General features: G+C 65.9%; 9 protein-coding genes. 5 read left to right on the top strand and 4 right to left on the bottom strand.

What is annotated here, in order from left to right:
- Positions 1 to 43: 43 nt before the first annotated feature.
- Together BES08_RS22880 and BES08_RS22875 are read right to left on the bottom strand one after the other, a co-directional pair.
- Positions 44 to 760, bottom strand: coding sequence for a hypothetical protein (locus BES08_RS22880; protein WP_051587059.1), 717 nt, complete (start codon positions 758 to 760; stop codon positions 44 to 46).
- Positions 761 to 767: 7 nt separating this feature from the next.
- Positions 768 to 2,870 carry a TonB-dependent siderophore receptor gene (locus tag BES08_RS22875; RefSeq protein WP_036528361.1) on the bottom strand — a complete coding sequence of 701 codons (2,103 nt, stop codon included), beginning with the start codon at positions 2,868 to 2,870 and terminating at the stop codon, positions 768 to 770.
- A gap of 462 nt (positions 2,871 to 3,332) precedes the next feature.
- Between BES08_RS22875 and BES08_RS22870 the strand changes: the two genes are divergently transcribed.
- Complete coding sequence (locus tag BES08_RS22870) at positions 3,333 to 5,372, top strand: TonB-dependent siderophore receptor (protein WP_162177416.1); 2,040 nt, start codon at positions 3,333 to 3,335, stop codon at positions 5,370 to 5,372.
- Between the two features lie 23 nt (positions 5,373 to 5,395).
- On the opposite strand, the gene BES08_RS22865 is transcribed toward BES08_RS22870, so the two are convergent.
- Positions 5,396 to 6,784, bottom strand: a complete 1,389-nt coding sequence (locus BES08_RS22865; protein WP_051587060.1) for a sensor histidine kinase — start codon at positions 6,782 to 6,784, stop codon at positions 5,396 to 5,398.
- Entirely contained in the window at positions 6,774 to 7,448 is a 675-nt protein-coding gene (locus tag BES08_RS22860) for a winged helix-turn-helix domain-containing protein (protein WP_008828764.1), read from the bottom strand. Before BES08_RS22860 ends, BES08_RS22865 begins: the two co-directional genes overlap by 11 nt.
- A 130-nt stretch (positions 7,449 to 7,578) precedes the next feature.
- Here BES08_RS22860 and BES08_RS22855 point away from each other — a divergent pair, with 130 nt between their 5' ends.
- The 4 genes from BES08_RS22855 (at position 7,579) to BES08_RS22840 (ending at position 13,353) form a co-directional block, all read left to right on the top strand.
- Positions 7,579 to 7,893, top strand: coding sequence for a PepSY domain-containing protein (locus BES08_RS22855; protein ID WP_008828763.1), 315 nt, complete (start codon positions 7,579 to 7,581; stop codon positions 7,891 to 7,893).
- Between the two features lie 62 nt (positions 7,894 to 7,955).
- Positions 7,956 to 9,296, top strand: coding sequence for a TolC family protein (locus tag BES08_RS22850; RefSeq protein WP_051587061.1), 1,341 nt, complete (start codon positions 7,956 to 7,958; stop codon positions 9,294 to 9,296).
- Positions 9,293 to 10,318, top strand: coding sequence for an efflux RND transporter periplasmic adaptor subunit (locus BES08_RS22845; RefSeq protein WP_036528364.1), 1,026 nt, complete (start codon positions 9,293 to 9,295; stop codon positions 10,316 to 10,318). Before BES08_RS22850 ends, BES08_RS22845 begins: the two co-directional genes overlap by 4 nt.
- On the top strand, positions 10,315 to 13,353 hold the full coding sequence (locus tag BES08_RS22840) for an efflux RND transporter permease subunit (RefSeq protein ID WP_036528365.1): 3,039 nt from the start codon (positions 10,315 to 10,317) through the stop codon (positions 13,351 to 13,353). The genes BES08_RS22845 and BES08_RS22840 overlap by 4 nt, the downstream gene beginning before the upstream one ends.

Genomic DNA, 13,353 nt, shown 5'->3' with positions numbered 1-13,353 from the left:
CCGCAGGCCTTTTTGCATCAATAGGTTAGCCTATCCGGCACCGTCAGCGCATTCCTCCGGCCGCCCATTCGACCGCGGCGTCGAACAGGCGCAGGCCCACCGGCGAGAGATTCGCGAACGTGTCGTTGCCCAAGAACATCATCACACGGCGCGCGGGTGCGATCGCTTCGTAATCCATCGTCGCGCCCTTCTCATAACCGAAGATCGCCGCCTTCTCGGGCTGGCCGTAGATCGTGGCGATCGTTGTCGCGCCAAGGCCGGGCTTACCCCAGCTCATGCCGGCCTGCTTGACATAAACGTTGGCGACCCCGGCCGGCAGGCCCGCCGCCATCGGCTGCGGCGCGTTGACGATCCACAGATAACGCTCCTTGTCGGCCTCCCCGAAATCGACGTCGTGCCGCTTTCCGGTCATCGCGAGATCGTCGAGGATGTCGTTCTCCCAGCTGAGCAGCGGCACCGCAAGCTGGCGCCAGCCCGGCTTCACGTCTTTGGAGGACACCGTGGATGACACGATGACCAGCGCGGCACCACGCGCGGTCCCGGGATCGGCGTCCTGGTTCTCGAAGCGGACCGCATAGCCTTTTTCCGCCAGATGCGCGCGCACCTTCTCGTCGATGGCAATGCTGGGGCCGCCCTGCTGCACCAGCATGACCACGTCGCGAGGCTTGGCGCCCGAAGCCCCCATGGCGGTCCCGGACGCGCAGAACGCTGCCAGCGTCAGGGCCAATGCGGTCAGCCCATAGCGAAGTTTCGTCATCATCAGACCCTTAGAATTCCAGCGAGGCGGCAAGCGAGAAGCGGCGGGTATCGCCGATCGACACGAAGTAGCTGTTCACCGCCGAAGGGTAATAGGTCTTGTCGAAGATGTTCTTCACGTTGAACTGCAGCCCCAGCTTGTGTCCGGCGATCTGCGTATCATACGTGATGAAGCCATCTGCCGTCACATAGCTCGGCAGGAAGAAGCTGTTGGCGGAATCGCCCGCCCGCCTGCCGACGTAGTGAGGGCCACCGCCCACTCGCAACCGGTCGTTGCCGACGATCTCGCCGAAGTCGTAGACCCCCGAAAGCGATGCGGTGTACTTCGCCGCGTTCCACAGCAGATTGCCGGCGAAAACAGGATCCTCCGTGGTCTTGCCATCGAGGTAAGCGAAGCTGCCGATCGCGCTCAGTTGCGGCAGAATCTGACCTGCAAGGTCCAGTTCGACGCCGCGCGCACGCGCCGCACCTGCGGTGCGGTAGTCGGTCTGCTTGGTCTGGTCGTTGAACTGCGAGACCAGCACGTTGCGCTTGTGGATGTCGAACAGTGCGAGGGTGCCGGTGATACGGCCGGGAATGTCGATCTTCGCGCCCACTTCCCACGAGCGCGCACGCTCCGGCGCAAAGCCGGAATCGAGCACAACGCCCGCAGACAGCGGGGCGATGGTGGAGGCCGGCTTGAGCGACTGGGAATAGCTGCCGTAGAGCGAGAAGGTCGGCGTCCACTTGTAGACCAGCCCTGCGCGTGGCAGCACCACGGTATCGTTCGTGTCGGTGTTCTGCTTGAAGGGCCGCCCGCGTCCAGCGATCTGGCTCCAGTGCAGGACGCGTGCGCCGCCCACCACGATAAGACGATCGGTGAGGTGCAACGTATCCTGCAGGAAGGCCGAATAATTGCGCAGCTTGTCTGTCTGCTCGCTGTCGCTGGCGGACACCGTGCTCGACGGCTGTTCCAGACCGTAGACCGGGTTCAGGTAGCTGAACGTGCTGGTCGTCGCCTGGCGCAGCAGGTCTTTGCGGTAGATCTTGCGCGATTCCGCCTCTACCCCGACCTGCAGATCGTGGCGCATGCCCAGCAGGTTCACGCTGCCGTCGATATAGGCGGTGCCGTAATAGTCCGTGCTGAGCGCGCCGTGCGTGGCGTCGTTGCTGCGCAGCAGAGTCCCACGCGCGGTATTGACGCCATTCACGCGCAACTGGTTCGCGTCGTAGGTTTCCTCGTTGTAGCTGAGGCTGAGATGCGCGGCCCAGCCGCCGCCCAGTTGCTGGTCGGCCGACATCTGCGCGAGGTGGCTCTGGCCGTTCATCGCGTTGAACGGCTCGTCCAGCCGCCGGGTGCGCGGAATGTCCAGAGGCTTGAGCGTCGCCGGATCGAGCGCAGTTCCGCGATCGAACGGCGCCAGGAAATCCCTATATTCGTACCAGAGCACGACTTGCGTGGTGGCGCCGTAATAGGCCAGCGACGGCGCGATCAGCGTTTCCCGGCGCTTGCCGAAATTGCGCCAGTAATCCTCGTTCACGTGATCGACGATCAGTCGATAGGCGAGACCCGTGCCGCCGATCGGACCGGTCGTGTCGAGCGTCGCGCCGTAGCCGTTGCGGGCATTCGCATAAGTCGACCCCGTCAGGGACACCACGGTTCGCGCATTCAACTGCGGCTTCTTGCTGACGACGTTGATGACCCCGCCCGGATCCATGATGCCGTAGAGCAGCGATGACGGCCCCTTGAGCACTTCGACGCTCTGCGCCGCGGCGTTAAACCCGCGCCCCTGCACCAGCGGCATGCCGTTATGCTGGATCGAACCGTCGCGATTGCCGCCGAAGCCGCGTTTCATGATCGTGTCCTGCGTGCCCGCAAGCGTATTGCCCTGCGTGATCCCGCTGACGTTGGAAAGTGCATCATCGAGATAGCGCGGCTTCTGGTCGCGCAGCACTTGCGCCGAGACGATGTTGACGACCTGCGGTACGTCGAGTGGCGGCAGCGAACTGCGCAAGGTCGAGGCGTCGGGCGTCGGCTGGTAACGGTCGTCGGCGCCGATCGCCACGGGTGCGGCGCGCGCAGTGACGATGATGTCCTGTCCGGCGACAGGTTCGCCGTTCACCGCCTGGGCCATGGCGGAAGCCGGGCATGCGGTGACACTGGCGGCAACGAGCCACGGCGAAAACACTGACTGGCGAATGAGACTTACTCCGGCGTTGACGAACCCGCCTCTCCGCCGCCCTTGCAATGCCATCTTATGATCTAGAGCAGGCCCTCTTAGCGACGGCCGTTCGGCTATCAATAATCACTATCAATCGCAAATTGATTTTCGGTAATGTTTGGGCACGCACGGAGCGTTTGCGGCGGTTTCCAGATCGTTCCTGTGCTGCCCCCGGAACGATCGACGAGCTCCGCGAAGGGGCCGAGACGATCCCTCAGGCGAAATATTTCTCGCTTATTGCAAATGCGTCTCAACTACTTCAATGGGGCGCAATCGCACATTGCAGGGAGATACACTTTGGCCGCGCCGCGCATTCATGCCCTCTCGTCGAACGCCTTTCACAGGATGGGTCTTGCGGCCGCAAGCATAACGGCCTTGCTGCCGATCGCTGCCGCGGCCCAGGCCGCCGACGAGAATGCTCCCGTCCGCGCGGATGAGATCGTGGTGACGGCCGACCGACGGGACACCTTCAGCGCCGACTACGTACAAGCGGGCACGTTCCGCGATTCGCTCCTGCGCGATACCCCGCTGACGATCGCGGTCATGACCAAGGACCTTCTTGAGGCGCAGCAGGCGCGCGGACTGATCGACGCCGTTCGCAATACGCCGGGCGTCACCCAGGCACAGATCAATACCGCGATCTACAGCAACCTCGCCATTCGCGGGATCGTCCTGAACAACTTCACCAACGTGCGCTGGAACGGCGTGCTGCCGATCGTCAACCTGATCGAGCAGCCCATCGAGAGCAAGGATCGCATCGAGGTGCTCAAGGGCGCGGCGGGGCTCTACTACGGATTCGCAACGCCGTCCGGCATCGTCAACCTGGTGACCGAGCGGCCGAACGCCGCGCCTGTGACCCGGTTCGATGTCCAGGGCGACAGCAACGGATCGGTTGGCGCGGGCTTCGACATCGGGCGCAGCTTCGGCGCGGCGGGCCTACGCGTGAACGCCGGAACCTCGATCATCGAGACCGGCCTCAAGCGCAGCGAGGGCATTCGCCGCTTTGCCTCAGGGTCGTTCGACTGGCGCCCAGCCGACGGGCTCGAAATCCTCCTCGACGCCGAATACAATTACAAGTCCGTCACCGAGCCGACCGAATTCAGCCTACCGGCTGCGGTGAACGGCGTCATCGCGATACCGCCGCTGCAGTCGCCGTCGAAGAACCTCGGCGCGGCCTGGATGCAGGGGCGCGGCTGGGAAACCAACCTGCTGGCCCGCATGAACTACGACCTGACGCCCGACTGGCGCATCTCCGCCGCGATCGGGCAGTCCTACCTCACCCGGGGGCGGGCCTATTCCTCGTTCGGCGGCTACAATCTGGCGACCGGCGACGGGACCGTCACGGTCGCCATGACGGACGGCAACGACTACAGGAACGTGATCTATCGCGGCGACCTGTCCGGCAAGTTCCGCACCGGACCGATCGAGCACAACCTGCTGCTCGGCGTGTCTTTCTACACCCGCGACAGCAACGTGCCGACCGCCGTGCGCTATAGCTTCGCGCAGAACCTCTATGATCCGGTAGTGATCCCGCGGCAGCCGACCCCGCCCCGGATCATCGCCAACCCCTCGCGCGTCGAAGACCTCGGGCTGTACATCTTCGATCGGGCTTCCCTCGGCGACTGGCTGCAGGCGACCGTCGGCTATCGCAAGACCGATTACAGCGACGTCAGCCGTACCACCAGCTACAAGATCAAGCCGGGCACCTGGACTTACGGCGTCATGGTGAAGCCGATCAGCTGGGCCAACATCTACGCCAACTACATCGAAGGGCTCGAACCCGGCCCGATCGCCCAGCAGATCGCGAACAATGCCGGCGAGATCCTGCCGGCCGCGATCAGCAAGCAGAAAGAAGTCGGCATCAAGATCGAACCGCTCCGGGGCCTGCTCGCGACCGGCGCCTACTTCCACATCAAGCGGCCCTCGGCCTATCTCAACAGCGCGAACGTCTTCGTCCAGGATGCCGAGGCCGCGTACGAAGGCGCCGAGTTCAGCCTGGTCGGCGAAGTCGTACCCAACCTGTCGATCGCCGCCAGCGCCATGTATCTCGATGCCATGCAGAAGTCCGGCAACGCCACCGTGGTCGGCAAGCTGATCGAGAACGTGTCGAAATATTCCGGATCGCTGTTCCTCGAATACCGCGTTCCGGTGGTCGAGGGCTTGCGAGTTTCGGCGGGCATGTTCCATGTCGGCCGCAGGGCCGTCAACGCGCTCAACCAGGGCTTCGTCCCGGGCTACGAGACGTTCGACCTTGGCGCCAGCTATACGTTCGACCTTTTGGGCAACCGCACCACGGCGCGCATCTACGGTGAGAACATCACGGGCAAGCGCTACTGGGCATCGACCGGATCGAGCCTGCTCGCACAGGGCCTGCCGGCGACGGTCAAACTGAGCATCTCCACGCAGTTTCCGTAAGCAGCCAAACGGGTGACGGGCCGTCAGGATGGGCCGGACGGAAAGGCAATCCGGACCGTCAGGCCCGAGGCATTCCCGGGGATCGTGCAGACTGCATCGTGCAGGGCTGCGATCGCCGCCACCAGCGCCAGGCCGAGCCCCGAACCCTCGGTATGGCGGCTGGCATCGAGGCGATAGAACCGCCGGAAGACGTTGGCGCGCTCCGACACCGGGATACCTTGCCCGGTATCGGACACCTCGGCCACGATGCCCCCATTTTCCACGAAGAGCCGGGACGTGATCGTCGTTCCCGCCGGCGTGTGGACGATGGCGTTCTCCACCAGGTTGGTGAAGAGCTGCGCCAGCAGTTCCCCGTCGCCGTCCACGACGATGCCCGGTGCGTGGTCGGCGAGATAGATGTGCTCGGCATCCTCGGCCACCGGGGCATAAGCCTGATGGACGCGGTCCATCAGTTCGCTGAGATCTACCTGCGTGAAGCGCCGGCGCCCGACCCCACCTTCGAGCGCGCCGATCCGCAGCAGCGCCTGAAAGGTCGCGAGGATACCGGACGTCTGTTCAAGGGCGTCGTCGATCATCGCCGGTTCGATCTCGGGGCTGTCCTGCATCTGCTCAAGCCGCTGGTGCAGACGGCTGAGCGGCGTGCGCAAATCATGCGCGATGTCGTTCGAAACCTGCCGCAGTGCCTCCATCGCCGCCGCGTTGCGATCAAGCATCCGATTCAGGTTCCGCGCGAGTTCGTCGAATTCCGGGCCTAGGCCGATCATCGGCAGCCGCTCCGCACGGTCCCCCTCGACGATGCGATCGACCGCGCCGTTTACCCGGTCGAGACGACGCACGAAGAGCCTCCCGGTGAGATATCCGCCCAGCAGTGCGAAGAGCGTGATGCCGATCCCGCTGAGCAGGGTGAAGCGGCCGAGCCGGTGGCGCAGCATCTGCACGTCGTAGTTGTCGCTGGCCACGACCAGCCGCAACCCGTCCGGCAGACGCGCGCCGAGCGTAGTCATGCTTTCCCGGCGCGTGCCTTGCTGGCCCGGCTCGGGCTCTATCACGTTCACCGTGCTCCAGCCCTCCGTCATCGCCGTCGCCGGAAGATCGCCGAACAGGCGGCGGCCTGCGACATCGAGCAGCAGGTAGCGATAGGGTGCCTCGGGACGAACGCCTGCGTGACGGGCCATCGCGTCGGTCAGACCGGATTGCCCGAGTTGCGCGTATTCGCCCTGAAGCACGCTCATCTCCGCCTGCAGGCCGCCGTTCGTCGCTTCGGTGGCATAGCGCCCGATCTGCTCTTCGACGACGATCAGCAGCGCGGCCGCACCGATGGCGAAGACCCCGGCGAGAAGCAGCGCGAAACGGAAGGCCGCGCTGCGGATCGGCCCGGAAGCCCGGCGCTTAGGCCGGTGCTCAGGCGGCATCGATTCGATACCCCGCGCCGCGCAAGGTCTGGATCAGTTCCTTGCCGAAGCCGCGATCCACTTTCGCGCGCAACCGGCTCATGTGGCTCTCGATCACGTTGGTCTTGGGGTCGAAGTGGAACGACCAGACGTTTTCCAGCAGCATGGCCCGCGTGACCACTTCGCCCGCGTGGAGCATCAGGTATTCCAGCAACTTCAGTTCCTGCTGCTGCAGGTCGATACGCTGGCCACCGCGCATCACCGTCCGCTTCACCCGGTCAAGTTCAAGATCGTCTATCCGCAGCAAGGTCTGCAGTTCGACGATCGGCGGCCGCCGCGCGAGCGCATTCACCCGGGCGAGCAGTTCGCTGGCCGCGAAAGGCTTGGCAAGGTAATCGTCGGCCCCGGCTTCCAGGCCCTCGACCCGGTCCTCCACCCCGTTCATCGCGGTCAGGAAAAGCGCCGGACTTCGTACGCCCATCGCCCGCAAGGCCTTGAGCGCCCCTAGCCCGTCGAGCCCCGGCACCATGCGGTCGAGGATCAGCACGGCATGATCGCCGGTCGAACCCAGGAAGATCGCGTCCTGTCCGGTGGAGCAGACATCCACGACATGTCCGGCCGCGCTCAACACGCGCTCGAGGTGCGCCTTGGTCGCGTCGTCGTCCTCGAGAAGCAGGATTTTCATGCCGTGTCCTTTTTCGCTCGCATCGGATGCATCTGCAAGTTGGCAAAAAACAATGTTTCAATCATCTTGGGCAAAGGTTCAGTTGTTTATGTTCGCGTCATAGAGCAGTCCCGCTCTTAAGGATGCCATGATGAAAACTTCCAGCATCATCGTCGCACTTGCCCTGGTAGGTGCCGGATCTTCGGTTGCGTCGGCCAAGCCCGCCGCGCTGAAAGGCGGGGAATACGCCGCCCAGGCCAAGGTCACTCTCGCATCGGCGCGCATCGCCGCGCTGAAGGCACGGCCCGGCACGATCACGGACCAGGAACTGGAGAAGGAAAAGGGCGGCAGCGGCCTGCGCTATTCCTTCGACATCACCAGCCACGGCAAGCCATTCGAAGTGGGCGTCGATGCCAAGACCGGCGCGATCCTCGAGAATGCCGCCGAAGGCAAGAACCCGGACTGATACACCTGCGACGGGGCGGTTGCTTGGCCGCCCCGCCCTCTTTGCAAAGACACCCTACCGGTATGGACAGGCATCGTTTTAGGCACTCCGTAGCGATCTTGCTTGCCGTGGCCGTCACCGGTTGCGCGCGCTACACCCCCCTGCCGCTCTCGACCGCCGCCCCGCTTGCGCCGAGCCTCGGCGCCCTCGATGCATCGACGCCGCAAGCTCCCCTGACCGTCGCGCAGGTGATAACGCTGGCGCTCGCCAACAACCCCGACCTCAAGGCAGCGCGCCTGCAACGCGGCATCGCCGCCGGACAGACGGAGCAGGCCGGGCTGCTTGCCAACCCCTCGCTGAGTGCTGCGTTCCTGCCGTTGCTGTCGGGTGCCGGAACGGTTCCCGCCTGGAACCTCGGCCTCGCGCAGGACATCAAGAGCATCCTGACGTACAAGTCGCGCCAGCGCGCGGCCCGTGCCAGCGAGCGGCAAGTGGACGCCAGCGTCGTCTGGCAGGAATGGCAGGTCGCAGGCCAGGCCCGGCAGATCGCCACCGACCTGATCATCGGCGCCCGCAACCGCCAGAACTATCTCGCGGCCTATCAGCTCCTCGCCGAACGCAGCGCCAAGCTGGACAAGGCCCTCGCCAGCCAGACCGTCACGCTGGTGACCGTCGCTCCCGATCGTGTCGCTCTGCAATCCGCCCGCTCCGCGCTGGACGCGCTCGACCAGCAGCAGTTGAACCTGCGACACCAGCTCAATGCTCTGCTGGGCCTGTCCCCGGAAGTGGTTGTCCCCCTCGCCGCCGAGCCTGATCTGCCGCCGTTCGATCCCGCGCAAGTGCGCGGCGAGATCGCCACCCTGCCCGATCGGCGACCGGACCTGTTGGCCCTGCGCATGGGATATGCCGCATCTGACGAGCAACTGCGTCAGGCGATCCAGTCGCAGTTCCCCGACCTCATCCTCGGCGGCAGCGTCGCCAGCGACAATGCCAAGGTCATCAATGGCGGCCCGAACCTGCAGATCGGCCTGCCGATCTTCGATCAGGGCCAGGCCGCCGTCGCGACTGCCCGCGCGACCCGCGCACAGTTGCATGCCGATTACGATGCCCGCCTCTCCGCGGCCATCGGCACGATCGGTTCGCTGCTGCGCGAGTACGAGCAGTTGTCGGCGCAACTGGAGGTCGCCAGGCGCGACCTGCCGAACGCACGCGCCGCCGCCGCTCGCGCCCAGGCCGCGTTCGGCGCATCAAATCTGGACGAGCGCGGCTATGTCGACCTCGTCCTGAACCGCTTCACCAAGGAACAGGAAATCATGACGCTGGAGCTTGCCCTGCTCGATCGCCAGATCGCGATCCAGACGCTTGTTGGCGCCGGGCTGCCGACCGTCGATCTTGAATCGACGACCCCGGTGGACGCCCGATGAAAAGGCTTTTCGCTTTCTCGGCCGTGGCGCTGCTGGCGGGCTGCGGCTCGAATGCACCGACGCCGACCCCCTCGCCCACCGTGCTCGTCACCACGATCCCGGCCAGGCAGGGTTCCCTGCCGGCAACGGTCGTGGCCTACGGATCGGTCGGCCCGGCCCTCAACGGCACCATGACGTTCAGCGAGGCCCAGCCCGGCCAAGTGACCGCACTGGCCGTCGCGCCGGGCATGGCCGTGCATGCCGGACAGACGCTGGCGACGTTCGTCACCGCGCCCGCATCGCGCAGCGGCTACCTGCAGGCCGTGACCGCCCTTGCCGCGGCACGCAAGCAGGAGGCCAGCACCGCGCAGCTCCTGTCCCAGCAGCTTGCCACGCGTGACCAGCTGACCCAGGCCACCAAGGCCGTCACCGATGCGCAGACCGCACTCGCCGCCTTGCAGGCGGACGGCGCCGGCCGAGCCAGCCACACCATCGTCGCCCCGTTCGACGGGGTCGTCACGACCGTCGCCGTCGCGCAAGGGGACCGCACGCAGGCCGGAGCCCCGATCCTCACCGTCGCAAAGGCAGGCGGGATCGTCGTAACCGTAGGCGTCGATCCGGCGGCGCGGGCCGGGATCGCCGTCGGCCAGTCCGCCAGCCTCAAGCGCCTTTCGGGCGGCGGCGACCTGCGCGGCAAGGTGATCCGCGTGGACAGCGCACTGAACGCGACCAGCCGCCTCATCGACGTCGATCTCAGCTTCCCCGCCGGTACGCTGCTGCCGGGCGAATCGATGCAGGTCGCGATCGAGACGGGCGCAGTCCAGGGCTGGGTCGTGCCGCACAAGGCGGTCGTCACCGCCGGAGGTCCGTCCCGCGTGTTCCAGATCATCGGCGGCAAGGCCCAGTCGGTGCCCGTTCAGGTCCTGCTCTCGTCCGACAAGGGCGATGTAGTCCAGGGCAAGCTCGACGCCAGCCGCCCGCTGATCGTCGATGGCGCCTATCAGGTCGATGACGGCGGAGCCGTACGCCGGAGCAACCGATGATCGAGAAATTGCTGGGCTCGCAATCGCGGGCCATCGTCCTGGTCGCGCTGGCAATGGCGCTCGCCGGGATCGTCGCCGCCCTCGCACTGCCGATCGGGCTGTTCCCGCAAGTCTCCTTCCCCCGCGTTGTGGTGGACCTCGATGCCGGCAGCCGCCCTGCCGACCAGACCGCGCTGACCGTCACGCGCCCGGTGGAAGAGGCGATCCGCGCCATTCCCGGCGTGCAGAACGTGCGTTCGGAAACGAGCCGGGGCTCCGCGCAGATCTCGGTCGATTTCGGCTGGGGCCGCGACATGATCGCCAGCACCCTGCTGGTCGATACCGCCGTTGGCCGGGTCGTGCCGACACTGCCTGCGGGCACGCAGTACGACGTGCGCCGCATGGATCCCACGGTCTTCCCGATCATCTCCTACGCTCTGGTTTCCGACAAGGTCGATCCGGTTACCTTGCAGGATTTCGCCAGGTACCAGATCACCCCCCTGCTCTCGTCGATCAGCGGCCTGGCGCGCATCGGCGTGCAGGGCGGCGACACGGCAGAAGTGCAGGTCCTCGCCGACCCGCACCGCCTGGCCGACTACAACCTGTCGATGACCGACCTCTCCACCGCCATCAAAAGCGGCAACGTCCTGAGCGCGGTGGGCCAGGTGCAGGATCGCGGCCGCCTCTCGCTAGTGATCGCCGACCGCAGCGTCAGCAGCGCCGCCCAGATCGGCGACATCGTGGTCAAGGCCACGCCCACCGGCGTGGTGCGCGTGCGCGACGTCGCGACCGTGCAGAACGGCGCGCTTCCAGTCTGGCAGCGCATCGTCGAAGACGGCAAACCGGCCGTCCTCTTCAACATCTACGAACAACCGGACGGCAACGCGGTCAAGATCGCGCAGGAAGTCGAGCAGAAGCTGAACGGCCTCAAGCTGCCCCCAGGCGTCAAGCTGGTGAACTGGTACGACCAGAGCCAGCTCGTCACGCAGTCCGTCTCCAGCGTGCGCGACGCGGTGCTGATCGGCCTCGTCCTCGCCGGTCTCGTCCTCTTGTGGTTCCTGCGCAGTTGGCGGGTGACGCTGGTGGCGGTGATCGTGGTGCCGGCAACGCTGGCCATCACCGTGCTGGTGCTGAGCATGCTGGGGATGAGCTTCAACATCATGACCCTTGGCGGCATCGCAGCGGCGGTCGGCCTGCTGATCGACGACGTCATCGTCATGGTCGAGCATATCGCCCGCCGTGCAGGCGCCCGGGACGCCGACGGCAAGCTCGCCGGAGACGCCGCCGTCATGCCCGCCGCGCGGGAGTTCATGACCCCGCTGACCGGGTCGAGCATGGCGACGCTGATCGTCTTCCTGCCTCTTTCGTTCCTGACCGGCGTGACCGGCGCGTTCTCCAAGGCGCTGTCGGTGACGATGGCGGCGGCGCTGGCGATCTCCTGGGCGATGACCGCATTCGTCGTGCCCATTCTCGCCCGCCGACTGGTGGACTTCAACAAGTGGCATGACCCCGGCGCGGCCGGAGAGGGCCGTCTCGCGCACGTCCACGACGGCGCGCTCGACCGCCTGTCCGCGCGGCCCTGGCTGCTCGCGGTGATCGCGGTGCCGCTGCTCGTCATCGGCTACGTCGGATATTCCAATGTGCCCACCGGCTTCATGCCGAAGGTAGACGAGGGCGGTTTCGTCATGGACTACCGGACTCCGGCGGGCACCTCGCTGGACGAAACCGGCAGGCAGGTTGGCCAGATCGACGCGATGCTGCGCGCCAATCCCGAAGTCGCGACGTTCTCCCGCCGCCTCGGCACCGGCCTTGGCGGAGACCTTGGCCAGAGCTACCACGGCGACTACTTCGTGCGCCTGAAACCGGATCACAGCCGCCCCACCGAGGAAATCGCCGCCGCCGTAGCCGACGAGATCGCCGTCAAGGTGCCCGGCGTGCAGGTCGAGGTCGCGCAGCTGATCGAGGACCTTATCGGCGATCTCACCGCCGTGCCGCAGCCGATCGAGGTCAAGCTCTACGCCTCGGACCCGTCGATCCTCGAAGGGGAAGCGCAGAAGGTCGCCGCGACGATCAGCAAGATCTCCGGCGTCGTCGAGGTCAACGACGGTGTCCAGCTGGCAGGCGATGCGCTCAACGTCCATGTCGATCCGGTTCGCGCCGGGATGGAAGGGGTCGTCCCCGCCGACGTCGAGAGCCAGCTGTCCACCGCGCTGACCGGGGCCGTCGCAACGACGCTGGCCCAGCCCAACAAGGCCGTCGACGTCCGCGTGCGCCTGCCCGACGCCATGACCATGAGCGAAGCGGGTCTTGCCCAGCTGCCGATCCGGGCCACCGATGGCCACGTCTTCCCGCTGTCACGCGTGGCGACGATCGAGCCGGTCACCGGGCAGCCGCAGATCGGGCGCGAGAACCTGGAGCCGATGATCGCCGTCACCGGCCGTATCCAGGGCCGCGGGATCGGCGCGGCAGTCGCCGACGTCACCACCGCCCTCGACAAGCCCGGCACCCTGAGCCCCGGCGTACGCTACGAACTGGGCGGCCTCTACCAGCAGCAGCAGATCGCGTTCTCTGGGCTCATCAAGGTGTTCGCCGCCGCGCTGATCGCCGAACTGGTGTTGCTGCTGGTACTGTACCGCCGCTTCTGGCTGCCGGTCATCATCATCGGCTGTTCGCTGCTCTCGACGACCTCGGTGTTCACGGCGCTGTGGCTGGCGGGCGTCGATCTCAACATCACGGCGCTGATGGGGATGACGATGATCATCGGAATCGGCACCGAGATGGCGATCTTCTACGTCTCGGAGTTCGAGGAACTGGCCCACACCATGCCGCCGGAGCAGGCCACGCGCGAGGCAAGCCGCAACCGCCTGCGTCCCATCACGATGACGACGCTCGCGGCGATCCTGACGCTGCTGCCGCTCGCCTTCGCGATCGGACAGGGATCGGGCATCCAGCAACCGCTGGCCATCGCGATCATCGCCGGTCTGCTGCTGCAGTATCCGCTGGTCCTGCTGGCGATGCCGGTGCTGGTGCGGCTGACCCTGCCGAAGACCGCGTGA

It is taken from the genome of Novosphingobium resinovorum (assembly GCF_001742225.1).
Classification (GTDB): Bacteria; Pseudomonadota; Alphaproteobacteria; order Sphingomonadales; family Sphingomonadaceae; genus Novosphingobium; species Novosphingobium resinovorum_A.
The sequence above is the reverse complement of the archived record's forward strand: the minus strand, read 5'-3'. Positions and strand labels throughout refer to the sequence as shown.

Coding starts and splice junctions, on each gene's coding strand:
- BES08_RS22880 (WP_051587059.1), bottom strand. CDS start 760: ATGATGACGAAACTTCGCTATGGGCTGACCGCATTGGCCCTGACGCTG.
- BES08_RS22875 (WP_036528361.1), bottom strand. CDS start 2,870: ATGGCCCAGGCGGTGAACGGCGAACCTGTCGCCGGACAGGACATCATC.
- BES08_RS22865 (WP_051587060.1), bottom strand. CDS start 6,784: ATGCCGCCTGAGCACCGGCCTAAGCGCCGGGCTTCCGGGCCGATCCGC.
- BES08_RS22860 (WP_008828764.1), bottom strand. CDS start 7,448: ATGAAAATCCTGCTTCTCGAGGACGACGACGCGACCAAGGCGCACCTC.
- BES08_RS22855 (WP_008828763.1), top strand. CDS start 7,579: ATGAAAACTTCCAGCATCATCGTCGCACTTGCCCTGGTAGGTGCCGGA.
- BES08_RS22850 (WP_051587061.1), top strand. CDS start 7,956: ATGGACAGGCATCGTTTTAGGCACTCCGTAGCGATCTTGCTTGCCGTG.
- BES08_RS22845 (WP_036528364.1), top strand. CDS start 9,293: ATGAAAAGGCTTTTCGCTTTCTCGGCCGTGGCGCTGCTGGCGGGCTGC.
- BES08_RS22840 (WP_036528365.1), top strand. CDS start 10,315: ATGATCGAGAAATTGCTGGGCTCGCAATCGCGGGCCATCGTCCTGGTC.